Annotated in this window: 22 protein-coding genes and 1 pseudogene; 18 read left to right on the top strand and 5 right to left on the bottom strand. The window is 54.5% G+C overall.

Annotated features, from left to right (window positions below):
- Positions 1-74 precede the first annotated feature (74 nt).
- The 3 genes from tnpC to tnpA all read right to left on the bottom strand — a co-directional run bounded on the left by tnpC (position 75) and on the right by tnpA (position 2,537).
- Positions 75-1,736 (bottom strand): IS66 family transposase, encoded by a 1,662-nt coding sequence (tnpC, locus tag AVCG78_RS26765; protein WP_012649036.1) that lies wholly within the window; start codon positions 1,734-1,736, stop codon positions 75-77.
- A 61-nt stretch (positions 1,737-1,797) separates the two neighbouring features.
- Positions 1,798-2,151, bottom strand: coding sequence for an IS66 family insertion sequence element accessory protein TnpB (gene tnpB / locus AVCG78_RS26760; RefSeq protein WP_012649035.1), 354 nt, complete (start codon positions 2,149-2,151; stop codon positions 1,798-1,800).
- Positions 2,148-2,537: an IS66-like element accessory protein TnpA gene (tnpA, locus tag AVCG78_RS26755; protein ID WP_234618200.1), complete on the bottom strand. Its 390-nt coding sequence runs from the start codon at positions 2,535-2,537 to the stop codon at positions 2,148-2,150. Before tnpA ends, tnpB begins: the two co-directional genes overlap by 4 nt.
- Here tnpA and AVCG78_RS26750 point away from each other — a divergent pair.
- The 13 genes and pseudogenes from AVCG78_RS26750 to virG all read left to right on the top strand — a co-directional run.
- A pseudogene (locus AVCG78_RS26750) lies at positions 2,511-3,157 on the top strand (IS630 family transposase); the annotation flags it as partial. The gene tnpA and the pseudogene AVCG78_RS26750 sit on opposite strands and share 27 nt — an antisense overlap.
- A gap of 285 nt (positions 3,158-3,442) precedes the next feature.
- Positions 3,443-4,159, top strand: coding sequence for a type IV secretion system lytic transglycosylase VirB1 (locus tag AVCG78_RS26745; protein WP_012649034.1), 717 nt, complete (start codon positions 3,443-3,445; stop codon positions 4,157-4,159).
- A 15-nt stretch (positions 4,160-4,174) separates the two neighbouring features.
- Positions 4,175-4,540 (top strand): pilin major subunit VirB2, encoded by a 366-nt coding sequence (gene virB2, locus AVCG78_RS26740; protein ID WP_012649033.1) that lies wholly within the window; start codon positions 4,175-4,177, stop codon positions 4,538-4,540.
- A complete protein-coding gene (locus AVCG78_RS26735) occupies positions 4,537-4,863 on the top strand; it encodes a type IV secretion system protein VirB3 (RefSeq protein ID WP_012649032.1) in 327 nt (108 codons plus the stop codon). The genes virB2 and AVCG78_RS26735 overlap by 4 nt, the downstream gene beginning before the upstream one ends.
- Entirely contained in the window at positions 4,863-7,232 is a 2,370-nt protein-coding gene (gene virB4, locus AVCG78_RS26730; protein ID WP_012649031.1) for a type IV secretion/conjugal transfer ATPase VirB4, read from the top strand. The genes AVCG78_RS26735 and virB4 overlap by 1 nt, the downstream gene beginning before the upstream one ends.
- Before the next feature lie 27 nt (positions 7,233-7,259).
- Complete coding sequence (gene virB5 / locus AVCG78_RS26725) at positions 7,260-7,928, top strand: pilin minor subunit VirB5 (protein WP_012649030.1); 669 nt, start codon at positions 7,260-7,262, stop codon at positions 7,926-7,928.
- 59 nt (positions 7,929-7,987) lie between these two features.
- Positions 7,988-8,875, top strand: a complete 888-nt coding sequence (locus AVCG78_RS26720) for a type IV secretion system protein (RefSeq protein WP_012649029.1) — start codon at positions 7,988-7,990, stop codon at positions 8,873-8,875.
- 27 nt (positions 8,876-8,902) lie between these two features.
- Positions 8,903-9,070 carry a type IV secretion system lipoprotein VirB7 gene (locus AVCG78_RS26715; RefSeq protein WP_012649104.1) on the top strand — a complete coding sequence of 56 codons (168 nt, stop codon included), beginning with the start codon at positions 8,903-8,905 and terminating at the stop codon, positions 9,068-9,070.
- Positions 9,057-9,770, top strand: a complete 714-nt coding sequence (locus AVCG78_RS26710; RefSeq protein WP_012649028.1) for a type IV secretion system protein VirB8 — start codon at positions 9,057-9,059, stop codon at positions 9,768-9,770. The genes AVCG78_RS26715 and AVCG78_RS26710 overlap by 14 nt, the downstream gene beginning before the upstream one ends.
- On the top strand, positions 9,767-10,645 hold the full coding sequence (gene virB9, locus AVCG78_RS26705) for a P-type conjugative transfer protein VirB9 (protein ID WP_012649027.1): 879 nt from the start codon (positions 9,767-9,769) through the stop codon (positions 10,643-10,645). The genes AVCG78_RS26710 and virB9 overlap by 4 nt, the downstream gene beginning before the upstream one ends.
- Positions 10,645-11,766: a type IV secretion system protein VirB10 gene (gene virB10, locus AVCG78_RS26700; protein ID WP_012649026.1), complete on the top strand. Its 1,122-nt coding sequence runs from the start codon at positions 10,645-10,647 to the stop codon at positions 11,764-11,766. Before virB9 ends, virB10 begins: the two co-directional genes overlap by 1 nt.
- 33 nt (positions 11,767-11,799) lie before the next feature.
- Positions 11,800-12,834, top strand: coding sequence for a P-type DNA transfer ATPase VirB11 (gene virB11, locus AVCG78_RS26695; RefSeq protein ID WP_012649025.1), 1,035 nt, complete (start codon positions 11,800-11,802; stop codon positions 12,832-12,834).
- Between the two features lie 266 nt (positions 12,835-13,100).
- The gene (gene virG, locus AVCG78_RS26690) at positions 13,101-13,790 is read left to right on the top strand and encodes a two-component system response regulator VirG (RefSeq protein WP_049777495.1); all 690 of its coding nucleotides are present in this window, start codon (positions 13,101-13,103) and stop codon (positions 13,788-13,790) included.
- 121 nt (positions 13,791-13,911) lie between these two features.
- Here virG and AVCG78_RS26685 read toward each other — a convergent pair whose 3' ends face one another.
- Positions 13,912-14,520: a conjugal transfer protein VirC2 gene (locus AVCG78_RS26685; protein ID WP_041699509.1), complete on the bottom strand. Its 609-nt coding sequence runs from the start codon at positions 14,518-14,520 to the stop codon at positions 13,912-13,914.
- Between the two features lie 2 nt (positions 14,521-14,522).
- The gene (locus AVCG78_RS26680; RefSeq protein ID WP_012649022.1) at positions 14,523-15,218 is read right to left on the bottom strand and encodes a conjugal transfer ATPase VirC1; all 696 of its coding nucleotides are present in this window, start codon (positions 15,216-15,218) and stop codon (positions 14,523-14,525) included.
- Positions 15,219-15,474: 256 nt separating this feature from the next.
- Here AVCG78_RS26680 and virD1 point away from each other — a divergent pair, with 256 nt between their 5' ends.
- The 5 genes from virD1 (at position 15,475) to AVCG78_RS26655 (ending at position 24,470) form a co-directional block, all read left to right on the top strand.
- Positions 15,475-15,921, top strand: coding sequence for a T-DNA border endonuclease subunit VirD1 (gene virD1 / locus AVCG78_RS26675; protein ID WP_012649021.1), 447 nt, complete (start codon positions 15,475-15,477; stop codon positions 15,919-15,921).
- 26 nt (positions 15,922-15,947) lie between these two features.
- Positions 15,948-17,159, top strand: a complete 1,212-nt coding sequence (locus AVCG78_RS26670) for a T-DNA border endonuclease VirD2 (RefSeq protein WP_012649020.1) — start codon at positions 15,948-15,950, stop codon at positions 17,157-17,159.
- Positions 17,160-17,514: 355 nt separating this feature from the next.
- Positions 17,515-19,845 carry a virA/G regulated protein gene (locus tag AVCG78_RS26665; protein ID WP_139191409.1) on the top strand — a complete coding sequence of 777 codons (2,331 nt, stop codon included), beginning with the start codon at positions 17,515-17,517 and terminating at the stop codon, positions 19,843-19,845.
- Between the two features lie 60 nt (positions 19,846-19,905).
- Positions 19,906-21,894, top strand: coding sequence for a type IV secretion system ATPase VirD4 (gene virD4, locus AVCG78_RS26660; protein ID WP_041699501.1), 1,989 nt, complete (start codon positions 19,906-19,908; stop codon positions 21,892-21,894).
- Between the two features lie 107 nt (positions 21,895-22,001).
- Entirely contained in the window at positions 22,002-24,470 is a 2,469-nt protein-coding gene (locus AVCG78_RS26655) for a virA/G regulated protein (RefSeq protein ID WP_012649017.1), read from the top strand.
- Positions 24,471-24,482: the final 12 nt, after the last annotated feature.

The raw sequence follows: 24,482 nt of genomic DNA, 5'->3' as shown, positions 1-24,482 counted from the left end.
TTTTCATTTGCAGCGGCTTGATAGTTTTGCCTTTGGGGCCTCACGATGAGCTCACCGACGAGTATCTGACGAGCTCATTGTGAGGCCTTTATGCGGGCGGCATAGGCCCAAGGCATTAGGGCATCGATGTCTTTGGCGATGTGGCCGTTTGCGAGGCGGGTGAAGAGGTCGCACAGATAGGCGTAAGGCTCAATTCCATTCATTTTACATGTGCCGATCAAGCTGGCAAACCGAGCCCAATTTCGGCCCCCTTCATCGTGGCCCGCAAAGAGCGCATTGCGGCGGTTCATGGCCGGGCGGCGGATCGCGTTTTCCACCAGGTTGGAGTCAATATCGACATGGCTGTCGTCCAAGAACAGCCTGAAGCCGTCTTGCCGTGTCAGCATGTATGCCAAGGCTTTTCCAAGATCTGACTTGCGTGAGACACGTGCAGCCTGAGCCGCGATCCAGGTGAAGAACTTGTCCACCAACGGGAGCGACAGCTCCTGTCGGACTGCCCGACGATGTTCGGGCTCATTGCCTCGAATACTGTCTTCGATCTTGTAGAGCGCGGCGATGCGAATGAGCGCTTCATCAACGATGGGTGATCCGCTCTTTGGCGCAGCCTTGATCAGCTTTCTGCGCCCGTGTGCCCAACAGAAAGCCAGTTTCCAGGGATCGCCGCCCACACGGTCCGACGTGGCAAGGTGAGAGTAACCACCGTAGGCATTGACCTGGATCGTGCCGTTAAATCCTTCGAGGATTTCGGCGGCATAGTCGCCTTTACGCCCAGGCCGATAATGGAACACCACACCTGATGGCGCAGAACCGTTCCAGCCGCGGTCGTCACGCAGCACGGCCCGGAGATAGCCCGTCTTCGTCTTGCCTCGCCCCGGATCCAGCACCGGGGCGGTCGTCTCGTTGACATAGAGCCGCGTGCTTTCCCCCAGAAGCTGTTTAGCCATATGGTCAACCACCGACCGGATTTCGCTGCCCGTGCGCCCCATCCAATCGGCCAGGACCGGGCGGTCTATCGGCCCCCCGTGTCGCGCCATGACCTCAGCCTGCCGGTTGAGCGGCATATGTTCGGAATGCTTGGAGACGGCAATTTCCGCCAGAAGGGCTTCGGTCGGCCAGCTCCCTTCCAAAAGATGTGCCGGCGCTTTGGCCTGGACAACGCCCGTTCGCCCCTTGGGGCATGCGTATTTCGGGCGGATCGTGACGATCACCTCGTAGCGCGCCGGGACCCGGTCGAGCCGTTCCTCGCCGATCCGCACCATGTTGCCGCAACCGCAGGGGCAAACGATGCTCTCGGGCTCGATCACGCGCTCGACCCGCGGCAGGTGTTCAGGCAGTGCACGGGCCTTGCGCTCCTTGCGAGAAACGGCCTTGTCCGGATCGCCAACCTCTCCAGGATTGATTGCACTGGCTTCGATCTTTTTCTCAACGGCGGCAATCCGCGCCTGTGTTTCGGCAATCGCCGTTTCAAGCTCTTCCAACGCCAGTTCCATCTGCGCCGGATCGAGCTTTTCCGATTTCGGCCCGAACTTCGCGCGCCGATATTCATGAACCTGACCCTCAAGCGTCTCGATCAGCTCCTTCAACTCGGCGATGAACAAATCCTTTTCGGCCACCACAGCCTGCTCATGCTGACGTGCTGCACGCTCGACCGACAGCTCGAACTGCATCTCCGCGAAGGCTTTGGCGACCTCTGATGGAAGGTCCGGATACAAGCTGAGATCAATAGGTTGCGACATGCCGCTTTATAGCAAAATGGCATCAAAAATCCAAATAAAACAATGCGATAGCCGCCAGAATTTACCCCGCCGCAGACGGCGCAGTCACCCGTTGCGCCATCACCCGTCGCCAGTCCAGACCTTCGAACATGGCCTCATACTGACCCCTGGAAAGACGCATCGTTCCATCCTGAACCTTGGGCCAAGCAAAGCTGCCTTGTTCCAGAATTTTATAAATTAGCACCATTCCGCGGCCATCCCACACCAGGATTTTAAGGCGATCTCCGCGCTTCGACCGGAAGATGACCGTAATCCCGGAATGCGGATCGAGCTTCAACTCGGTCTGCACCATCAGAGCCAGCGCCTGATGCCCACAGCGGAAGTCCACCGGACGCGTTGCGATCAGGATCGGCAGTCGTTGGCCCGCGACAATCATGGCGCTCCTCGCACAGCGCGAACCAGAGCGGCGACCCGTTCAACGGATACATCGTTCGGAACCCGCATCACAACGTCTGAGCCAATCTCCAACGTCAAAACCTGCACCTTCGGCCTGTCGGAGGCCAGCTTCGGCAGCGGCAACCGATTGACAGGCTCAGGCGCATCCGCAGCGATTGCCAGAGGCACGAATGCCGGCTCGATACCATCGTGCTCCGACGGCGTCGTTGCCGCCGCAAACGGCAGAACCAGAATGCCGTCGCGCACCTGACGTCGCCAATCGGAAAGCTGGTTTGCTATAACGCCGTGACGGCGCGCGACATCAACAACGCGAACACCAGGCTCAAAGCTTTCCGCCACGATCCCCTGTTCGTTGATAAGGTGCAAGACATAGTCGGCCTTTACATGTCGCCACCTGATCGGGCAGTCGTGCTATGCGTGGATGAGAAATCGCAAATCCAGGCACTGGATCGCGAGCAGCCGGTTCTGCCCATGGCGCCGGGCATCGCCGAGCAGCGGCGCACCCATACCTATGTCCGCAACGGCACGACATCCCTGTTCGCCGCGCTCGACGTTGCGACTGGCGCGGTAATCGGCCAGTGCTACAAACGTCACAGGGCGACCGAATTTCTCGACTTCTTGAAGCGGATTGACGCCGAGATGCCCAAGGGGCCGGACGTGCATTTGGTGATGGACAACTATGCGACCCACAAGACGCCGAGGATCAAGGCCTGGCTCGCACGCCGCCCGCATTGGCATGTTCACTTCACGCCAACGTCAGCCTCCTGGATCAATCAAGTCGAGCGGTGGTTTGCAGAGCTGATGCGCAAGCAATTGCAACGCGGTGTCATCGTTCCACCGCCGAACTGGAAGCCGACATCGACGCGTTTATCGCAACGCACAACGAGAATCCCAAGCCATACAGATGGGTGAAATCCGCCGGCCAAATCCTCGCCTCCGTCAAGCGATTCTGCCAAAACAATGAGCCGAACTTCAGATTCCGGTGACTAGGGCTAGCCATAGGCGTAGACATAGATCCTCACAATCAGAGAAAATCAGATCCCTGATGCCATAACGTGATCACCATCAGACTTGCCAGATGGGGTCTGCTTGTCGCTTACAGAAGTCTCCAATCACGAAATCGAACGGATTTGCTTCAATGCTTCAAATGAAACCAAGAGTAAGGGCAATAAAATCAGAGAGTAACAGATCCCTAACATCATCGCGACTGTTAACGGTTGAGTCATCTCATGGCTCATCAGGATTAGTGCGGTACCGAGGGGAATAAACGAATGCTGAAGGCGGCGGGATCTTTCGGGATCATTCTTCTGATGATCCAGCCAAGCAAAGCTGCGCCGCTGTCTTTCGCCGAATTCAACCAGCTCGCTCGCGAATGCGCGCCTTCAGTCGCTCCATCTACACTCGGAGCGATTGCGAAGGTCGAAAGCCAGTTTGATCCACTCGTGCTGCATGACAATACGACCGGTGAAACTCTTCATTGCAGGAACCATGCGGATGCTACGCAAAGCGTAGACCATCGTCTCGTAGCCGGGCATTCAGTTGATGTAGGCCTAATGCAAGTAAACTCCAAGAATTTCGCGAACTTGGGCCTGACTCCCGGCACTGCAATCGAGCCATGCGCGTCCTTGTCCGCCGCGGCGCATCTGCTTGTACGGCATTATCGTGGCGGCAACACTGTAGAGTCAAAACAACTCGCCCTCAGGCGGGCAATCTCGGCTTACAATACCGGCGACCCAACACGCGGGTTCGCAAACGGTTATGTGCGAAGGGTCGAAGTGGCGGCTCAGCAACTCGTGCCGCCGCTGGCTCAGTCGGCGAAAAAATCCGATCGTGGTGAGCCAAACTCAGAAGAACCCTGGAACGTCTGGGAGTCATACGAGCGCTCCCACTCAGCAATTGGAGCGGACGGCTCATCCGCGCCGCCGGAGGCGCAGGAACTGAATGACCGCGCGCCCTCCGAACAAGATCAAGTTTTTCGAACTGACTGATGGAGATGCACTATAATGGCATGCTTTGAGAAATACCCCGAGCTCTCGAAAATCCGTGACCTCAGGGACAGAGTTGTGAGCCTGCTGGTTCCGCACTTGCCGAGCGTCAGTGGCGCGATCGGCTGGAGTTTGTTTTTCCGCGAGCCAGCTGCCGCGCAGGCCGCTGGAGGCACTGACCCGGCCACTATGGTCAACAATATCTGCACGTTTATTCTCGGTCCATTTGGTCAATCGCTCGCCGTTCTTGGTATCGTAGCCATCGGCGTTTCGTGGATGTTCGGCCGCGCTTCCCTTGGTCTTGTGGCAGGTGTTGTTGGCGGAATCGTTATCATGTTTGGAGCCAGCTTTCTCGGCCAGACACTTACCGGGGGCGGGGGATGATTAAGGATCTTGAAGAAGCCACACTCTATCTGGCGGCGACGAGACCTGCATTGTTCTTCGGGGTACCGCTGACGCTTGCTGGAGTTTTTATGATGTTGGCAGGGTTTCTCATCGTTATTGTGCAGAACCCCCTCTATGAAATTGTTCTCTTGCCGCTGTGGCTTGGAGCGCGGCTCGTCGTAGAGCGTGACTATAACGCGGCAAGCGTGGTCTTGCTGTTTCTCCAGACGGCAGGGAGAAGCGTTGATGGCCACACGTGGGGCGGGGCGAGCGTCAGTCCCAATCCCATCAGAGTGGCGTCGCGAGGAAGAGGAATGACGTAATGTTCGGAGCAAATGGACGGACCGAGAGATCTGGGGAAATCTACCTGCCTTACGTGGGGCACCTTAGCGACCATATCGTTCTTCTGGAGGACGGTTCCATCTTGACCATGGCGCATATCAGTGGCCTTCCCTTCGAACTAGAGGAAGTAGAGGTCCGTAATGCGCGCTGCCGTGCCTTTAACACGCTCTTTCGCAATATCGCCGATGATAACGTCTCAGTATATGCCCATCTCGTCCGTCACAGCGATGTGCCAGCACCGCCGGTACGCCATTTTCGCAGCGCCTTCGCGTCAAGCCTAAGCGAAACGTTCGAGCAGCGTGTTCTCTCCGGTAAGCTGTTTCGAAATGACCACTTCCTAACACTCATTGTTTCTCCTCGCACCGCTCTCGGCAAAGTGAGAAGCAGATTCACCACGCGCTATGGGAAAAACCTAGGCGATCTTGCGCATCAGATCCGGCATCTGGAGGATCTTTGGAATATTGTCGCTGGCGCGCTTGACGGGTATGGACTTCGTCGCCTTGGCATCCGAGAAAAAAATCAGGTGCTTTTCACGGAAATTGGTGAAGCCCTCCGCCTGATAATGACTTGCCGTTTTCTACCAGTGCCGGTTGTTAGCGGCTCCCTCGGCGCCGCCGTTTATACAGACCGAGTCATCTGCGGTAAGCGTGCCCTAGAGATTAGAGCGCCAAAAGATCGTTACGTTGGATCAATCTTTTCATTCCGCGAATATCCGGCAAAGACGCGGCCCGGAATGCTTAACATACTCCTGTTATCAAGTTTTCCACTCGTTTTGAGCCAGAGTTTCTCTTTCTTAACACGTGCACAGTCTCACGCCAAACTCAGCCTTAAATCTAACCAGATGACCAGCTCGGGTGACAAAGCAGTCACCCAGATCGGTGAGCTCGCCCAAGCAGAAGATTCATTGGCCAGTAGCGAATTCGTTATGGGTTCTCATCATCTCAGCCTTTGCGTCTATGCCGATGATCTCGATACCCTTGCCGACTACGGTGCGCGAGCCCGCACAAGCTTGTCGGACGCGGGGGCTGTAATCGTGCAGGAAAGCATTGGAATGGAGGCTGCATACTGGTCTCAGTTTCCAGGAAACCATAGATGGCGTACCCGTCCTGGAGCTATCACGTCACGTAACTTTGCTGGATTGGTTTCATTCGAAAACTTCCCTATCGGCAGAAAGTCGGGCCATTGGGGCGGTGCGGTTGCTCGTTTCCGTACAAACGGCGGGACACCCTTCGATTATATTCCGCACGAAAACGACGTTGGTATGACCGCGATCTTCGGGCCGATTGGCAGAGGAAAAACAACACTTATGACCTTCATCCTGGCAATGCTCGAGCAGAGCATGGCTGGCCGCAGCGGGACGATCGTTTTTTTCGATAAGGATCGTGGCGGTGAACTGCTTGTGCGTGCCACGGGGGGCACTTACCTAACGCTACGAAGAGGTGTCCCAAGCGGTCTTGCACCTTTGCGCGGCCTAGAGGATACGGCAGCGGCGAGGGACTTTCTCCGCGAGTGGATCGTGGCACTGATTGAAAGCGACGGCAGGGGAGGGATTTCACCGGAAGAAAATCGCCGCTTAGAGCGCGGTATTCAACGGCAACTCTCATTTGAGCCAAACATGAGATCCCTTGCGGGCCTAAGGGAGTTCTTATTGCACGGCCCCTCCGAAGGAGCGGGAGCTAGGTTGCAGCGGTGGTGCCGAGGCAATGCTCTCGGCTGGGCGTTTGACGGGGAATCGGACGAAGTGAAGTTAGATCCTTCGATTACGGGCTTCGATATGACGCATCTCCTCGACTATGAGGAGGTATGTGCGCCAGCCGCAGCATATCTTTTGCATCGAATAGGAGCGATGGTAGATGGTCGGCGCTTCGTTATGAGCTGCGATGAGTTTCGTGCCTACCTGCTTAATCAGAAATTTGCAGCAGTCGTTGACAAGTTCCTGCTGACCGTCCGGAAGAACAACGGAATGTTGATTCTTGCGACACAACAGCCCGAGCACGTACTCGATTCACCGTTGGGCGCAAGCCTTGTAGCACAATGTATGACCAAAATTTTCTACCCATCACCCACTGCAGACCGCTCTGCTTACATAGACGGGTTGAAGTGCACCGAACGAGAATTTCAGGCTATTCGCGAGGACATGGCGATCGGCAGCCGCAAGTTCTTGCTTAAGCGCGAGAGCGGAAGTGTCGTCTGCGAATTTGATCTGCGCGATATGTCAGAATACGTCGCCGTTCTCTCCGGACGCGCCAACACTGTGCGTTTTGCTCAACAGTTGCGCGAGACCTGTGGAGAGGATCCCTCTGCCTGGCTGGACGAATTTATGACGCGCTACCGCGAGGCACAGGATTGATACAGGATTGATATGGAGATCCAAGTTATGAAAACAGCAAAGCTCGCGATAAACGCACTTTTCATATGCCTAGCTCTGTCGGGTTCTGCCAAGGCACAGTTTGTCGTCAGCGACCCCGTGACGGAGACGGAGACGCTTACTACGGCGCTGAATACTGCGGCGAATCTCGAACAGCTGATAACGATGGTGACAATGTTGACAGCGCCCTTTGCTGTTACCGGTATACTGTCAGCGCTTGACCAAAAAAACCAATACCCATCCGCCGGCGAGCTCGACAAGGAGATGTTTTCGCCCAAGACGCCTGCTTCGACGAATGCGCGCACAATTACCTTGGATGCCGATCGCGCAGTCGTGGGTGACGACGCAGAAGCAAATCTTTTGCGCCGGCAGATCGCAGGAGCCGCAAACGCGGCCGGTGTCGCAGCTGATAATCTGGATGCAATGGACAAGCGCCTTAAGGCAAACTCGGAAACATCGGCCCAGCTCTCCCGCTCACGCAATATCATGGCGGCCACCGTCACCAACGGCTTGCTTCTCAAACAGATCCATGACGCAATTATTCAAAACATTCAGGCGACCAGCCTTTTGACGATGACCACCGCACAGACCGGGCTGCACGAGACGGAGGAGGCGGCGACCCAACGAAAGGAACATCAGGCAACTGCGCTTATATTTGGCGCCGCTCAATTGCATTGATCCCCCTGTTCGGGCAGGCCCCTCTCCGAAGAAAACCAAGACTAATCCAGGTAAGGGCAATGAATTTTAGCATTCCTGCGCCTTTTACGGCGATACATACGATCTTCGACCTTGCCTTTACCGTCGGGCTGGATACGCTGCTTGGGGACATTCAACGGGCAGTCAGCGCGCCTCTTGTGGCCTGCGTGACGCTATGGATCATTGTCCAGGGCATCCTTGTAATGCGTGGAGAAATGGACGCACGGGGCGGAATCACCCGCGTAATCATGATATCGGTCGTTGTTGCTCTTGTCGTTGAGCAGGCGGAATATCATGATTACGTTGTTTCGGTGTTCGAGGATACAATTCCGAATTTCATTCAACAGTTCGGTATTAGTGGCCTTCCTTTGCAGACGATTCCTGCTCAGCTCGACACGATGTTTTCACTCACTCAAGTAGCCTTTCAGAAGATTGCTTCTGAAATTGGGCCGATGAACGACCAAGACATCCTCGCCTTTCAGGGCGCACAATGGATTTTCTATGGAACGCTTTGGACTGCGTTTGGAATATATGATGCCGTCGGGATCCTCACCAAAGTGCTATTGGCGATCGGTCCATTGATCCTCATTGGCTATCTCTTTGATCGTACTAGAGATATGGCCGCGAAATGGATCGGTCAGCTTCTCACTTATGGGATACTTCTGCTTCTATTAAACGTAGTGGCAACGATCGTTGTTCTGACGGAAGCGACAGCGCTCGTGCTAATACTCGCGGCCGTCACTTCTGCTGGCACAACGGCAGCCAAGATCATTGGTCTCTATGAACTCGACATGTTCTTCCTAACCGGCGACGCCCTGATCGTCGCTCTTCCGGCAATCGCCGGGAATATTGGAGGTAGCTATTGGAGCGGCGGGACGCAAACTGTCGGTAGTCTAAATCGTCATCTCGCCCGGACAATCCGCCGTTAGTTCCAGCTTCACAAATGGAGGGTTTCCTTGAAGTACTTTCTATTGTTTCTGATCCTCGGTTTGGCGTCCTGTCAGACAAGCGATCAGTTGGCGACTAGTAAGGGGCCTGTTTTTCCGCTGAACGTCGGGCGCTGGCAGCCTACTCAGTCGGACCTTCAGCTTACCAACGCAGGAGAGGCTAATGATCGACTCTGAATACGCGCTATTGGTAGAGCGGGAAGCATTGGCGGACCACTATAAGGAAGTAGAAGCATTTCAGTCCGCACGTGCTCGATCAGCTCGGCGAATCTCCAGAGCCTTGGCTGCTTTGGCAATCATTGCAGTCGCAGGAAACCTGGCGCAGGCCTTCGCCATCGCCGTTATGGTTCCGTTGAACAAACTTGTGCCCGTATATCTGTGGGTGCGCCCGGACGGTACAGTTGACAGTGAAGTATCTGTTTCGCGGTTGCCGGCCACGCAGGAGCAGGCGGTCGTGAATGCGTCTCTATGGGAGTATGTCCGTCTGCGTGAGAGCTACACATCGGATACAGCTCAATACGCCTATGATCTGGTCTCGAGCTTTAGTGCCCCAACGGTGCGCCAAGATTATCAGCAGTTCTTCAATTATCCCAGTCCTAGCTCCCCCCAAACCATCATTGGTAAGCGCGGAAAACTGGAATCTGAGCACATCTCTTCAAACGAACTTATGCCCGGCGTTCAGCAGATCCGCTACAAACGCACTCTCACCATGGAAGGGCAAGCTCCAATAGTAACGACATGGACCGCAACGGTACACTATGAAACGGTAGCTAACTTGCCAGGCCGACTGAGGCTGACAAATCCGGGCGGTTTAATCGTTACCTCCTATCAAACTTCGGAAGATTCCGTTTCGAACACGACGCGGAGCCAGCAATGACCAAGAATTTGTTTCTGGGCTTGGTTTGCATCCTCTTTGTAACTAGTGGCGCGAAGGCGGAAGACACGCCGGCGGCAGGCAAAATGGATCCACGGATGCGCTATCTCGCCTACAATCCCGATGAGGTTGTGCACCTTTCAACCGCTGTTGGAGCCACATTAGTCGTGACATTTGGGCCCAATGAAACGGTGACAGCCGTCGCCGTTTCCAATAGCAAAGATCTCGCTGCGCTCCCACGCGGCAATTATCTATTTTTCAAGGCCAGCAAAGTGCTGCAGCCGCAGCCTGTGATCGTCCTTACCGCAAGCGACGCGGGAATGCGGCGCTATGTTTTCAGCCTAGCGACCAAAACGATGTCTCGGCTCGATAAAGAGCAGTCTGACCTCTACTACAGCGTGCAGTTCACTTATCCTGCCGACATTGCCGCTGCTCGCCGAAAAGAAGCCGAACAGAGAGATCTTGCGGGTCTGATGCGGGCGCAAGCACAATATCAGCGTCGAGCCGAGGACTTGCTGGGACGCCCGGCAGAAGGTGGCGACTCAGGCGCGAAAAACTGGAGTTATGTCGCGCAAGGAGACCGGTCGCTATTGCCGATCGAGGTTTTCGACAACGGGTTTTCCACGACATTTCGTTTTCCCGGAAACGTACGTGTGCCTTCAATCTACGTGATCAATCCAGATGGCAAGGAAGCCACTGCCAATTATTCAGTGAAGGGAGATTACGTCGAGGTCGCATCAGTTTCCAGGGAATGGCGCCTGCGGGACGGTCATACAGTACTGTGCATTTGGAATAAATCATTTGACGTTGTCGGACGGAAGCCGGGGACTGGCACAGTCAGACCCGATGTAGTGCGCGTGTTGAAGGAGCCGAGGTGATGGAGGAGGTGAGTGCCCAATCCAGAGAGGGTATCGACGCCCCCGGATCCCTCGTTACCGATCTTCACGGCCGGCGCCTTTCAGGATCGCAAAAGCTCCTTGTTGCTGGCTTGGTTCTGGTACTGTCGTTGGGCCTTATTTGGCTTGGTGCGCGTCCAAAGAAAAAGACCGAGCCGTCACCACCAAATACAGTGATTGATGCCAACACGAAGCCCTTTCGTCCGGCCCCGATTGATATTCCCACAACGCCCCCGCCAACTTCAGAAGCAACGGTCTTGCCGTCGGATCAACATCAGCGAGAACACAACGAACTGAGGCCCGAAGAAACACCGATCTTTGCTTACAGCGGAGGTACTCAGAATGGCGTCAAATCTGTGGCGAATGCTGAAATCAAGAACGGCGACGACGACGATAGAAACCCCGACTCCCTAGCAGTGTCTGAGCATTCGGCTGAAAACGATCTTTCGGCCCGCTTGAAACCGACAGTGGTGCAGCCTAGTCTCGCTACACTTTTGCCGCACCCAGATTTCACTGTTACGCAAGGAACGATCATTCCCTGCATACTGCAAACCGCCATTGATACACATCTCGCGGGGTATGTGAAATGTGTATTGCCACAAGACATACGCGGAGCAACCGGAAATGTTGTACTTCTGGATCGTGGAACGACCGTCGTCGGTGAGATCCAGCGTGGACTGCAGCAGGGAGATGCCCGCGTTTTCGTTCTCTGGAATCGCGCGGAGACGCCCTCACACGCCGTCGTCTCTCTTTCGTCTCCGGGGGCCGACGAACTCGGCCGTTCCGGACTGCGCGGTACGGTCGACAATCATTTCTGGAAACGCTTCAGCGGGGCAATGCTACTGAGTGTCGTTCAGGGCGCAGTCCAGGCGGCAAGTAGCTACGCAGGGAATTCGGCCGGCGGGACCAGCTTCAATAGCTTCCAAAACAACGGCGAACAAGCGGCCGATACGGCCTTGAGAGCGACCATAAACATTCCCCCAACCCTGACAAAAAATCAGGGTGACACGGTCTCTATCTTCGTCGCGCGGGATTTGGATTTCTCAGGAATTTACCAGCTTTATGTGACTGGTGGATCGGTGAAACGCCGGCGTCTGCCCTAACGCACAGATAGCCAAAGCTGCGAGGTGCATCCAATGGAAGTAAATCCGCAATTGCGCGTCCTTCTTAAACCAGTCTTGCAATGGCTCGATGACCCGAGAACTGAAGAAGTCGCCATAAACGGACCGGGAGAAGCCTTTGTACGCCAAAGTGGCGTCTTCACGAGGTTCGCTGCACCGTTCTCTTGTGATGACCTTGAAGACATCGCCATTCTAGCAGGGGCGTTGCGAAAACAAGATGTCGGCCCCCGGAACCCTCTTTGCGCCACCGAACTCCCTGGCGGCGAGCGGATGCAAATCTGCTTGCCGCCAACTGTACCCTCTGGCACCGTTAGCTTGACAATTCGACGGCCGAGCAATCGTGTCTCGGAATTGGGAGAAGTCTCCGCTCGCTACGATGCCCGTCGATGGAATCAGTGGCAAATCAGGACGCAGCGACGAGATCAACTAGACGAAGCGATCCTGCGCGACTACGACAACGGCGATCTAGAATCATTTTTACGTGCATGTGTTATCGGTAAGCGGACGATGTTGCTTTGTGGTCCGACCGGTAGTGGCAAAACCACGATGAGCAAGACCTTGATCAGCGCTATTCCACGGGAGGAAAGGCTGATAACCATTGAAGATACGCTCGAACTGGTCATTCCACACGAGAATCATGTCAGACTGCTGTACTCCAAGAGTGGGGGCGGGCTAGGTGCGGTAACGGCGGAACAATTGCTTCAGGCAAGCCTTAGGATGCGTCCTGACCGAATATTACTCGGTGAGATGCGCGACGACGCTGCGTGGGCTTACCTGAGTGAGGTTGTCTCAGGTCATCCTGGATCAATTTCAACGATACATGGTGCGAACCCCGTCCAAGGCTTCAAGAAGCTGTTCTCACTTGTGAAGAGCAGTGCCCAAGGTGCGAGTTTGGAAGATCGCACATTGATTGATATGTTAGCCACGGCTATCGATGTGATTGTTCCCTTTCGTGCGTATGGCGATGTTTACGAAGTGGGCGAGGTTTGGCTCGCCGCCGATGCCCGCCGGCGCGGTGAAACGATAGGGGATCTTCTAAACCAGCACTAGAGATCCATGGATTTTGCTCACGTAGATTTTTCAGGGTTACAGTTGTAGCAAGCCGTAACACCTCCTGTAATCAAATTGAAATATTCCATTAGCATGTTTGTCATGCCCGCTCGGCCGAAATTTTGCCGAACTACCCGGATAGTGGGAGAAAAAACGAGTTGAGGCTGGCGCATACAGCCTTTACTTGCAAGAATCTATGGTTCTGCAGAATCCTGAATGGAGGCGAACTGGTGAAACACGTTCTTGTCATTGATGACGATGCCGCGATGCGCCATCTTATCACGGAGTATCTAACGATCCACGCGTTGAGGGTGACCGCCGTATCCGATAGTCAGCAATTCAACCGCGTACTCGCATCCGAGACAGTCGATGTCGTTGTCGTGGATCTCAACCTGGGACGTGAGGACGGACTTGAGATCGTGCGCGGTCTGGCCACGAAATCCGATATCCCTATAATAATCATCAGTGGAGACCGCCTCGAAGAGGCGGATAAAGTTGTCGCGCTCGAGCTGGGGGCCACGGATTTCATAGCAAAACCTTTTGGGACACGCGAGTTCCTGGCACGCATCCGTGTGGCATTACGCGTGCGACCGAATGTCATGCGAACCAAAGACCGGCGCTCATTTTGTTTCGCTGGCTGGACACTTAGTCTCAGACAACGGCGGTTGACATCCACAGACAATGGCGAGGTGAAACTGACTGCTGGGGAATTTAACCTGCTCGTCGCGTTCTTGGAAAAGCCTCGCGACGTCCTTTCTCGAGAGCAGCTGCTCATCGCGAGCCGCGTGCGTGACGAGGAAGTATATGACAGAAGCATCGATGTTCTCATTTTGAGACTGCGCCGAAAGCTTGAAGAGGATTCAGCCAGCCCACACTTGATTAAAACGGCCAGGGGTGCCGGCTATTTCTTCGACGCCGATGTGAATGTCTCCTTCGGCGGCATGATGGCGGCTTAATGCAACGACGCATATTCCTTTTCAATTTGATCCCGTAGTGAACAGGCTATTCTTTTTGTTGGAACGGGCCGCCTAACTCCGGGCCCATTTGGATCATCACCACCATCACGTGATCGGACGATCATTTACCTTCTTTTCTTGTCTTCTCTGTTGCAAAGAAAGATGCAAGGGCGGCCGTAGCCAGTTTGTGACCAAAAGCGCGAGCAGTTTCCAGTCTCAACGGATCAAAGTGATTGCGTGCGAGCTCTAAAAGCGACACCGGGAACATGCGGGAGGTCTGAACAATGATAGGCTTATTGACGACATGCGAGATCGGGTAGCTTTTTGGGGCCGTGCTGAACGATCCGTCCTCTAACATGCTCTCAAAATCGGCGAGCGCACGGCGCAAGATCATCTGCAGCGACTTGGAAGCGCTGTACTGCAGAATCAAGGTGTCATATATTTTTGATACCTCAGGAGCTGGCGGCCGCGCCGAGAGGAAGATCTGGATTTTTTCGGGCGCAGCTGCAGAACTCAAGGCGTCCGCCGTTAGCACTAATTGCCGATCAAAGTTGTCGCGACGCTTGGCGGCGGTAGGAAGAGGTCGATCTAACGGTCTGCCTCTTTCAGGTAGCCGAGGAGGCTGCGCGCCTTGCGAGAAACGGGTTGGAACTGTTTGCACGATCTCCGGTCGCGCGGCAGCAAGCCGTTTTGCTTCACCGACAGACAAAGCTGGTTTGTGGATCCCCATCTTCAATTTCCCAAGGTTTTGCCAATTAGCTCTGAAATTGTCACGAGTTCCTCCATCGCAATTCTGAGGTTCCGCTCAAGGAGGCGCATCGTCGGATCATTTGTTGTGTTTAACAATGTGAGATGCAACATGCCACGTTCCTTCATTGCGGCGAATGCGTCTCTCTCATGCATTGGAGATTGCACGACAGGCAGGTTCGCCAGCATGTTGGACATCGCGCGCTGCGACGTGGTTAATCGCCCCACTGGGACTCGCTGGCGCAACACTGCGGTCGGAATGACCAAGTTCTCGCTCAGCAGCAGTTCGATGACATAGCGGTATGTCGAAAGTGCCTCATCGATATCGAGTGGAGTTAACATTGTGGGGATCAAAAGCAGGTTTGAGCTAGCGATGATAGTGTTGTTGAGCTCGCTCGAACCACCATGCGTATCGGCCAACGCATAATCAAATTCCCGAAGCTCGGCGTCCTCATAAGCCGCTTCAAGTAGCGACATTTCTTCTGCAGCGTACACCTCGCAGGATCTATCCCAGGTATTGCTGCGTATGGCGTTTTCTTTCCAGCGCGTTAAAGGCCGGTTCTCATCGGCGTCGAGAAGAGCCACTCGTTTGCCGTCTCTTGCAAAAGCAGTACAAAGGCCCATGAGCGCCGTCGTCTTGCCGGCGCCTCCTTTAAACGAGCAAAAAGCCAGAAGTTTCATGTGTTTGTCCTGTAGACTTTGTGAGCGCGAGTGCGTTGTTATTTTTATTCGTATGTGCAACTGTGTATTAAAACGAAAGTTACCAGATTTATATTTCATATATATTGTTAGATAATTGCAAATGTAACCTCTTAGATCCAAAAATATGCAAATTATTATTGATTTTATTCTGCTCGAGGCTAGGCTTCGCCACTCTTGACTGGAGAAATCCGCTACCAGCGAATCCAGGTCATTCCGCTTTCTATGGAGCATAGCGATGTCCCAAAGCGCAAAATCACCCTCAGATAACATTGTCGACCGGCGCGAAGGCTCGACGATTGAAGGTTTCAAGGTTGTTAGTACCCGTTTGCGATCGGCCGAATATGAGAGCTTCTCCCGCCAAGCCCGCCGGCTGGGGCTTTCCGATAGCATGGCCATAAGAATTGCGGTCCGCCGGATCGCCGGCTTTCTCGAGATCGATGCAGAGACTCGTCATGAAATGGAAGCCATACTTCATTCCATAGGAACACTCTCAAACAACATTGCCGCGCTGCTAAACTCCTACGCTGAAAATCCGACGACGGATTTGGGTGCTCTTCAAGCTGAACGTAACGCTTTCGGTAAAGCGTTCGCCGATCTCGATGGCTTACTCCGTTCAATTTTGTCCGTATCACGGCGAAGGATTGACGGTTGCTCCATGCTGGCGGACGCCTCGAAGCACTGACATGCTATTGGCAGGAAATTTGATAGATGCCCGATCGATCTCAAGTCATCATCCGCATTGTGCCAGGAGGTGGGACGAAGACCCTCCAACAAATTATTAATCAATTGGAATATCTGTCCCGGAAGGGCACCTTGGAGCTGCAGCGTTCAGCACGGCATCTCGATATTTTCGTACCACCGGATAATATCCGCGATCTCGCCCGAAGTTGGATTCAAGAAACCGGGACCTACGACGAAAGTCAGCCCGACGAGGAAAGGCAAAAGGAATTGACCACCCATATTATTGTAAGCTTCCCTGCTGGTACAAGTCAGCCAGCGGCTTATGCAGCGAGCCGCGAGTGGGCAGCCGAGACGTTCGGGTCAGGCGAAGGGGGAGGTCAATACAACTATCTTACGGCCTTCCACACTGATCGCGATCACCCACATTTGCATGTCGTCGTTAATCGTCGCGAACTCTTGGGACACAAGTGGCTGAAAATATCCCGGCGCCACCCTCAACTGAATTACGATGCCCTGCGCACTAGAATGGCCAAGGTTTCGTTTCGTCATGGCATCGTCCTGGAAGCGACCAGGCGAGCTGAGCGCGGCATCACCGAGCGGCCAATGACTTTTGCCCAGTATAGGCGCCTTGAGCGGCAGCAGGCCAATCAAATTCGTTTCGACGATCCTGATTTCGAACATTTCACGCCCGGCGAAAACGATCGCGAACCGGAACAATTCTTCGATTCGTCGTACGGTGAGCGACCGCAAAACCTGCCAGAAAGTCCGGAACGAAACGAGCATCTGCAACCGATGTCCGAAGGGCGTTCCCGGGCACGAATCGGATCGAACGGCGATGGCCGGGATGTTGAAGGCGCTTCCGGTACTGGTTTGGCGATCGAATCCGTCACGCACCCAACAAGCGAGGACGACGTTCAGCAACGACTTCATCGAAAACGCCCTCGTGGTGATGAGGATGAGGACAGAGGCGCAAAACTGACTAGGGTAAACAGAGTTCGGGCGGGAGTGGCAATCACGGACGTACCGGTTACCGGGGACGGTCCGACATCGTCAATACAGGCTCCTGGATCAAACCCGTCGCAGACCGACATCGCTACGGATGGATTGCCTGCCACAGCCGATCGCCCGCAGCAGGGGGGCCCAAATTCTAAGCGTCCCCGTGATGAGGAAGCCGAGCCGAGCATTCGCAAGCGTTCAAGGGACGGACGCAGCCAAGAAGATGAGGGAAATAGAAGATAGTAAAGGATTGATTATGGCAGACGAAGAACCTCGTAGAGACTTCAGCCGCTCCGCTACGGTGAACTCAAATCACGGAGGTGCCAGAAGCGCACCGATCCAGGTCACACCGCTATCGACTGCTGTCCGAGACAACCGAACAGAACCCTCGATAAGGACCGGTTTCTTACGACCGTTAGTTCCTGCTGGGACCGATCTTTCAGGTATTTCCCTCGGAAATCAACAGCCTGAAACCCATGCCCAAAATGCCTCAGAGATACTTCCGGTGAGATCAGCGGAGGTCCCGGCAGGCCCAAGGGTTATGACGAGGAGCATGGGGTACTTTCGTACCGCCATGCAATACCTTCGGGAGCTGGAAATGCAGTCCATTTCTAGGGCGGACCACGAGGTGATGTCGTCGTCACGTTTTGGCAACGGGGAATTAAATCGGCTGCGCGAACACGAGCAAACCAGTGATCAAAGTAAATCAATGGTGAAGCGAAATATCAGTTCGGAATTGCAGGTGGGAACTATTGCCGCGTCTTTGACTATGGAAGATGGCTTGACCGCGACGCCGGCTATGCAAGGGGCGCACCGGTCTGTCATGGGGCTGGATGATATCGAGACGGGAGAGAGTGATATGCAATCTCAGCACGAAATTGCGACGCTACCCATCGACACAAGCACTTTTGGCTCAACTCAAGATGCAATCATTCCTGGAGAGGGTCAGCCCGAAGAAACATTCGACGGCGCACCGTATTGGATCGAAGACACCGGTGATAGCGAGACCAACAATATTCAGTCGGCGCAACAAGGCTTCTCTGGGCCAGGGCTAGATGACATTGATTTGCTCGCTGACAACAGTTCGCCGCTCAGCACTCCCGTTGCTCCTACTGAAATAGCTGCCGCGAATTCAAGCACAGAGGCAGGGTCCACCAACATCGAAAGCATCCAAATCTGCGGCGACAGTGCCTATTCCGATGACGCGACCGAAATCGGTAGCCAAACAGTCGCATTGATCGATTACAGTTCAGTTCGATCGCTTGGCTCGCCAGAGGAACGCTTCGACGACTTCCCCGAGTTGACCGACGAGGATCTGGCGCGGATCGACGCACTCTCCGAAATCCGCCCGACTGCCAGACGGGAAGTTGCGAACACTATTCATACGGTCAGGTTGGACGACGCTTTCTCATCGGAGGATTTTACCGAACGCCTCGGTGGGGGGCTCACGAATCCTGCGGTCCGCCAGGAAGGTTCGCGGCAGGAGCCGAGCCCATCAGACCCGAAGTCCGACGACTTCCCCGAGTTGACCGACGAGGATCTGGCAAGGATTGACGCACTTTCTGAAGCCCGCCCGACTACCAGGCGCGAAGTTGCGAACACTATTCATGCGGTCAGGTCGGATGGCGCTTTCTCACCCGTGGGTTTTCCCGTAGGCCGCGGAGGGGGGCTCACGAATGCTGCGGTCCGCCGGGAAAGTTCGCGGCAGGAGCCGAGCCCATCAGAACCGAAGTCCGACGACTGCCCCGAGTTGACCGACGAGGATCTGGCAAGGATTGACGCAATCTCGGAACCACATTCCAAGAGATATCGTTTTGAGCAGGGTGTTGGGGAAAATTCTCATAAACTCAGTGTGAAGGAGGCTATCCGAGAGGTGGGCTGGCCCAATGCTGTTTCGGGAACAAAAGCCGCCCGGGCGGCACCCGTCGCTCTCGAAAGCGGAGTACCTAGGTTACCGCAGGCAAACGAGACGGAGCCTACCGCTTCGGACGTTGCGCGTCCGCTGCAAATCGACAACCCGCCGTCTGCCGATACACGGCGAGATGTTTCGGATAAAGGCAAACGAAAAATCTCGCTTCATTATGAGGTTCAGCAAAATCCTGGGGCGACCTGTGCTTACCGGCCGCACCCGTCAACACGAGCGGCTTTTGATGCTGAACAGCTTGGTGACAACCTGCTCATTGGGCATGAGCCAGTTCCTCGGTGGCCCCACCCTTTGGACCAAGTTGTTCTTTTTGAAACCGGAAAGCAACTATTTGAAAGATTAAGGAGGTGGCCCGCTGCAGAGGAGCTGGAAAAGAGTGTTATCCTCGTCAAAGCGGATGGCGCGCAAAGATCCTATATGCCGCGAAATCAGCTCCTTTTGCATCTCGGACCCGAACAGTATCTCGAACGAATGAAAGCGCTCGGTCTCCCCGGTAACACCTTCAGCGGATTAAAGTCCGATAGCAAATATTTCTATGATACACCTGCTGGACTACGGGTCAGCGAACATGATTATGAGTTCCCGCGGCAGGCTGGCGTTCATAATCCGGAGGTGATGGTCCAGCATCCAAGCGGAATGTTCTTCGCGTTTTGGCCAAAACTTCTCAGGTTGGAGAGGCTTGCCACCGTAACGAATACGTATGGGGCGGAAAATGTTTGGCTTAAATCGCCAACCAACGCTTACATGACGCCGGAAACCTATAATTCCAAGGCTGCAAATGGCGCCGAAAACCTTTTCATCGAGTTCCTACGTCCCGATCCTGTCCACGACCACTCGGACCCTGGAACTTCAAACACAAAAACTGTTGACGGCCGGAACGAAGGTCGCGCGCAACAGGCCGAGCAGCTAGCAGATCGGCCGATGGGCCGGAACGGGGATGGCCGTGACGCGCAGGGCGGCAAGAGGACGCTGGAACCGCGCGTGCGCGAAACGTATGGGCTGTAGATCCAGCTCCCGTAAAACAAGCAACCGCGTCCAATAGGATGAACGGAGCATGGTCATGTGATGAATTCAGGCAAGTACACGCCAATAGGCCTAGCTGCGATCATTGCATGTTCACTGGCCGTTGGTTTTTGTGCAGCAAGTCTCTATGTCACATTTCGCCATGGATTTACGGGCGAAAAGATGATGACTTTCAGCGTTTTTACGTTCCTGTACGAGACACCACCTTACTTGGGGTACGCAAGCCCTACGTTCTACCGCGGACTTGCCATCATCGTGGTGACGTCGACAGTTGTGTTGCTAGGCCAACTGTTGTTATCGATGCGCGATCGCCAACATCACGGCACCGCTCGCTGGGCCGGTTCAAGCGAGATGCGGCACGCCAAATACCTCCAGCGCTACAGTCACGTCACGGGTCCCATATTCGGCAAAACATGCGGACCGCGCTGGTTCGGTAGCTACCTGAGTAATGGAGAACAACCTCACAGTCTTGTTGTTGCCCCAACCCGCGCTGGTAAGGGCGTAGGCGTCGTTATCCCGACGTTGCTAACCTTTAAGGGCTCAGTAATCGCTTTGGATGTGAAAGGCGAGCTATTTGAACTCACATCGAGGGCGCGCAGATCAAGCGGCGACGCCGTTTTCAAGTTCTCGCCCCTAGATCCAGAGCGGCGAACCCACTGTTACAACCCCGTGCTTGATATTGCCGCGTTGCCGGCCGAACGGCGCTTTACAGAAACGCGTCGCCTTGCTGCGAATCTCATCACAGCCAAAGGAAAGGGAGCGGAGGGTTTCATCGACGGCGCACGGGATCTTTTCGTAGCAGGCATATTGAGTTGTATTGAGCGCGGCACACCAACGATCGGCGCGGTTTACGACCTGTTCGCTCAGCCGGGCGAAAAATACAAGCTATTTGCGCAACTGGCGGAGGAAACACAAAACAAAGAGGCTCAGCGAATCTTCGACAATATGGCCGGAAATGACACCAAAATACTGACGTCCTACACATCGGTGCTCGGCGACGGCGGCCTCAATCTTTGGGCCGATCCACTCGTTAAGGCGGCTACAAGCCGCTCGGATTTTTCCGTCTACGATTTGCGGCGGAAAAAGACTTGCATTTATCTTTGTGTCAGCCCGAATGATCTCGAAGTCGTAGCGCCGTTGATGCGTCTTCTCTTCCAGCAGGTTGTATCAATCCTGCAGCGATCGCTGCCCCTTGGGGATGAACGGCACGATGTTCTATTTCTCCTCGATGAGTTCAAGCACCTGGGCAAGCTGGAAGCCGTAGAGACGGCGATTACTACGATCGCCGGCTACAAGGGCCGCTTCATGTTCATCATACAGAGCCTGTCGGCTTTGACCGGAACCTATGATGAAGCTGGTAAGCAAAATTTCCTCAGCAATACTGGTGTGCAGGTATTCATGGCGACCGCTGATGACGAGACGCCAACCTACATTTCTAAAGCTATCGGCGACTACACGTTCCAAGCTCGCTCGACTTCGTACAGCCAAGCGCGCATGTTTGATCACAACATCCAAATCTCCGAACAAGGAGCGCCGCTTCTGCGTGCCGAACAGGTCCGCCTACTCGACGATGACCATGAAATAGTCCTTATCAAGGGCCAACCTCCCCTTAAACTGCGAAAAGTGCGATATTATTCGGATCTCATATTGAAGCGGCTCTTCGAAAGCCAACAGGGTTCCCTTCCCGAGCCCGCATCTTTGAGGCTGCCGGAAGATACGAACATCTTCGAAGGCAAGCTTGACCAGAAAGCAGTCGATCCAATATCGCAAAAACCGGTGCAGATTGAAGAGAGCGACTACGGGAAAGTCGTTACCCCCGTAAGCAGACCTGTGGCCGAGGGAGAGCACAGCGCGGTGATAGAAGTTCGCACCGGTTCAAACGAAGTTGATGACAAACATGAATACAGGGGCGCGGACGCCGCAACCTCCGAGGAGCTTCTGGACATTGCTCCAGCTCTTCTGGCGCAACGCGAACTCCTTGAACAGATCATTTCTCTCCAGCAACGAGGTGGAACAGATTCCGGCACTTGAAGCTCAGTGTTATACCGCTTCGGATCAAGTCTTGTTGGCGCCGTCAGAAGTCCCGCTTCGTGAATGCACTAACAACGCTGAAGGTTGCCGATTGATGAGACATCGCCATGAAAACATCGGGAAGCTCGCAAAGCGGATACGGTGAGTCGGCTAGATCCTCGGCAGAGGTTAACACCGGGATTACGCCTGTCCTACATCCCAAAGTGCCTTCGAACCGTTTCGCTGGATCCACATCCGACGGCCAAACGGATCATTGGGAAAATTCGTGTTCGCCATTCTTTTATGACGGAATGAGACTTGGCGCCGCCGAGCGGTCCGCGTACGAGACATGGGACAGAGCGGACAGGCCGGGTTGGAAAGATCCGATAATAAACGCTCGCATGAGCGCGATAGACAGTTCCGATTGGAATCTCGATTTCAGAGAAAGTACCTCATCGACGTTTGTTTATGAGGGTGTGCCCCTGGTGGAAGGGGAACGGCGCGCCTACGAAGAATGGATGGAGCCGGGACAACCCAGTTGGGAACAACTCGTTGTAAACGCGCGTATTGAACAGCTACACGCCGCTTCTTCGATTCCGAACGAGTGTGATTTCGTTCAGCAGGAATTCCGGTCCGATGCCTCCAAGCGCAGGCGGACAAGCTCGATCGATCAAAAAATCGGTTTCCCTCACGCATTCGAATTTGATGGGATGAGACTCGGCTCACCTGAGCGCGAGGTATATGAGAATTGGAGTAAATTACAGGCACCATCCTGGAAAGACCTAATAATCGACGCGCGTCTTGAAGCGATCGACAGCTCTGGCTGGCTCAACGAATCAAATAACAGCTCGGTCTTCGAGTACGAAGGCCTCCCACTTGGGGAGGGTGAACGGCTAGCATACGAAAAATGGCTCGGGCCCGCGCAGCCAGGATGGGAAGATCTCGTTGTTGACGCACGCATTGCTGAATTGGACCGGGTTGCTTCGATGTCGTGCTCACATGAAAGAGGCAAGGAAACTCCTTCCAACGAATGCGAGCGCGTGCCCCGCGTCCCAATTGATGACGATGAGGTGTCGTGTGCGTCCTTTGTGTACGATGGAGTGGCGGAGCGCGCTGCGCATAATCGCGGGAGCAAGCCGTACCAGCCCACCTGGGAAGATCTTATCATAGACGCACGCCAAGCTGTAATCGAAGGTGACGCCGAATCGAATCCGGTGATCGGGACGACACCTTCCTCAGTCTTCTCATATGAGGGAATGTCGCTTGGCGATGCGGAACGTCGGGCGTACGGACATTGGAAGCAGCCAGCCCAGCCGCGTTGGCAAAATCTGGTCGTGAACGCGCGCCTGGCAGAGCTCGACCCCGCGGCCTGGATTCCCGATGAACATGATCCGTTTGAGGATGGCAAGGTGACTGGTCTTCTGTCGGAAGCAAGTACGAACAGTAAGTCCCGTCTCAGTTTGGTTGAACAACTTGAAGCACGCCCACTTTGTCTCACACGGGATGCAGCACAAGAGCAGACTAACGTGCAAAATCTCGCATGCACGCAATTGGAAGCAAGACGCGTACTCAATTTCGGGCCCTCTGGAAGTGACACAGATCAAACCGGAAGCATCGCCAAAAGTAGTCCCCTGGACGACGTCACCAAAGTTAAACGGCTGGGCAGTAGGAGCCGTCGAGGCGCCAGAGCAGCGGCCAATGACGAAATTTTCCACACGAAAGGGTCGCCGTCCCACGGGACGGGGTTGACGCCCCAGTCCACTCAGCCAGAAAAAGCCGCTAGCACGAGAAGCGACAATATTGGCACTTATGGAAGTCGTAAAAACGAACGAGCGCGGCTTGCGACCGAGACCGGAAAATACGAGTCGGAGCATATTTTTGGGTTCAAGGTTGTCCACCATACCCTGCGCTCGACAAAAGAGGGCCGGCGTTTGGAGAGGCCGATGCCCGCTTACCTCGAATGCAAGGAGCTTCATCGCCAACATGTTGGTACCGGAAGGGGGCGGACCGGACTGGTGGGGCGCGGGTGGCCAGATGACGCGAGCTACCGGTCTGATCAAAGGGCAACCCTGTCTGACCCTGTTGCGTCCACGGAAAGTGTAACGGCTTCAAATGGGTATCAATTAAACCAGCTTGGCTACGCGCACCAACTCGCTAACGACGGGTTGCAATGTGAAACGCCAGATGGGGTGATCATGCCACTTCAGGTTGCGACTACCAGCTACAACTATACAGTAAGCCGCGATCCGGTCCTTTCCTCACCTTGTAAAGATCAGACTTCTGAATTGCTGCATCTTGGGCCCCGTGGCCAGACAGAAGCTGTACTCGCCCGCGAAACGGCATTGACAGGAAAATGGCCTACTCGCGAGCGTGAGCAGAAAGTATATCGAGAGTTTTTAGCCCTTTATGACGTTAAGAAGGACCTAGAGACCATGCCACTTGGATTGAGGAAGAAAAAAGCTTTGCTTGTTTCCGCGTTGAACCGTACCGCGGCCTCGATAGGCGCATCAAAAGCTGAAAATGCTTTTGACGAGTTTTATGAACGACGGATTTATGATCCGCGCGATCGGGCACGAGATAATATCAGTGCCCGATGAAGTTGACTCACG

The sequence above is a fragment of the Gillisella vitis genome (genome assembly GCF_021559775.1).
Taxonomy (GTDB): Bacteria; Pseudomonadota; Alphaproteobacteria; order Rhizobiales; family Rhizobiaceae; genus Allorhizobium; species Allorhizobium ampelinum.
The sequence above is the reverse complement of the archived record's forward strand: the minus strand, read 5'-3'. Positions and strand labels throughout refer to the sequence as shown.

Coding starts and splice junctions, on each gene's coding strand:
- AVCG78_RS26710 (WP_012649028.1), top strand. CDS start 9,057: ATGATCGACTCTGAATACGCGCTATTGGTAGAGCGGGAAGCATTGGCG.
- AVCG78_RS26680 (WP_012649022.1), bottom strand. CDS start 15,218: ATGAAACTTCTGGCTTTTTGCTCGTTTAAAGGAGGCGCCGGCAAGACG.
- virB2 (WP_012649033.1), top strand. CDS start 4,175: ATGGCATGCTTTGAGAAATACCCCGAGCTCTCGAAAATCCGTGACCTC.
- virB11 (WP_012649025.1), top strand. CDS start 11,800: ATGGAAGTAAATCCGCAATTGCGCGTCCTTCTTAAACCAGTCTTGCAA.
- AVCG78_RS26665 (WP_139191409.1), top strand. CDS start 17,515: ATGCAGTCCATTTCTAGGGCGGACCACGAGGTGATGTCGTCGTCACGT.
- virB10 (WP_012649026.1), top strand. CDS start 10,645: ATGGAGGAGGTGAGTGCCCAATCCAGAGAGGGTATCGACGCCCCCGGA.
- AVCG78_RS26720 (WP_012649029.1), top strand. CDS start 7,988: ATGAATTTTAGCATTCCTGCGCCTTTTACGGCGATACATACGATCTTC.
- virG (WP_049777495.1), top strand. CDS start 13,101: ATGCGCCATCTTATCACGGAGTATCTAACGATCCACGCGTTGAGGGTG.
- virD1 (WP_012649021.1), top strand. CDS start 15,475: ATGTCCCAAAGCGCAAAATCACCCTCAGATAACATTGTCGACCGGCGC.
- virB5 (WP_012649030.1), top strand. CDS start 7,260: ATGAAAACAGCAAAGCTCGCGATAAACGCACTTTTCATATGCCTAGCT.
- AVCG78_RS26670 (WP_012649020.1), top strand. CDS start 15,948: ATGCCCGATCGATCTCAAGTCATCATCCGCATTGTGCCAGGAGGTGGG.
- virB9 (WP_012649027.1), top strand. CDS start 9,767: ATGACCAAGAATTTGTTTCTGGGCTTGGTTTGCATCCTCTTTGTAACT.
- AVCG78_RS26745 (WP_012649034.1), top strand. CDS start 3,443: ATGCTGAAGGCGGCGGGATCTTTCGGGATCATTCTTCTGATGATCCAG.
- virD4 (WP_041699501.1), top strand. CDS start 19,906: ATGAATTCAGGCAAGTACACGCCAATAGGCCTAGCTGCGATCATTGCA.
- AVCG78_RS26735 (WP_012649032.1), top strand. CDS start 4,537: ATGATTAAGGATCTTGAAGAAGCCACACTCTATCTGGCGGCGACGAGA.
- tnpC (WP_012649036.1), bottom strand. CDS start 1,736: ATGTCGCAACCTATTGATCTCAGCTTGTATCCGGACCTTCCATCAGAG.
- AVCG78_RS26655 (WP_012649017.1), top strand. CDS start 22,002: ATGAAAACATCGGGAAGCTCGCAAAGCGGATACGGTGAGTCGGCTAGA.
- AVCG78_RS26685 (WP_041699509.1), bottom strand. CDS start 14,520: ATGGGGATCCACAAACCAGCTTTGTCTGTCGGTGAAGCAAAACGGCTT.
- tnpB (WP_012649035.1), bottom strand. CDS start 2,151: ATGATTGTCGCGGGCCAACGACTGCCGATCCTGATCGCAACGCGTCCG.
- virB4 (WP_012649031.1), top strand. CDS start 4,863: ATGTTCGGAGCAAATGGACGGACCGAGAGATCTGGGGAAATCTACCTG.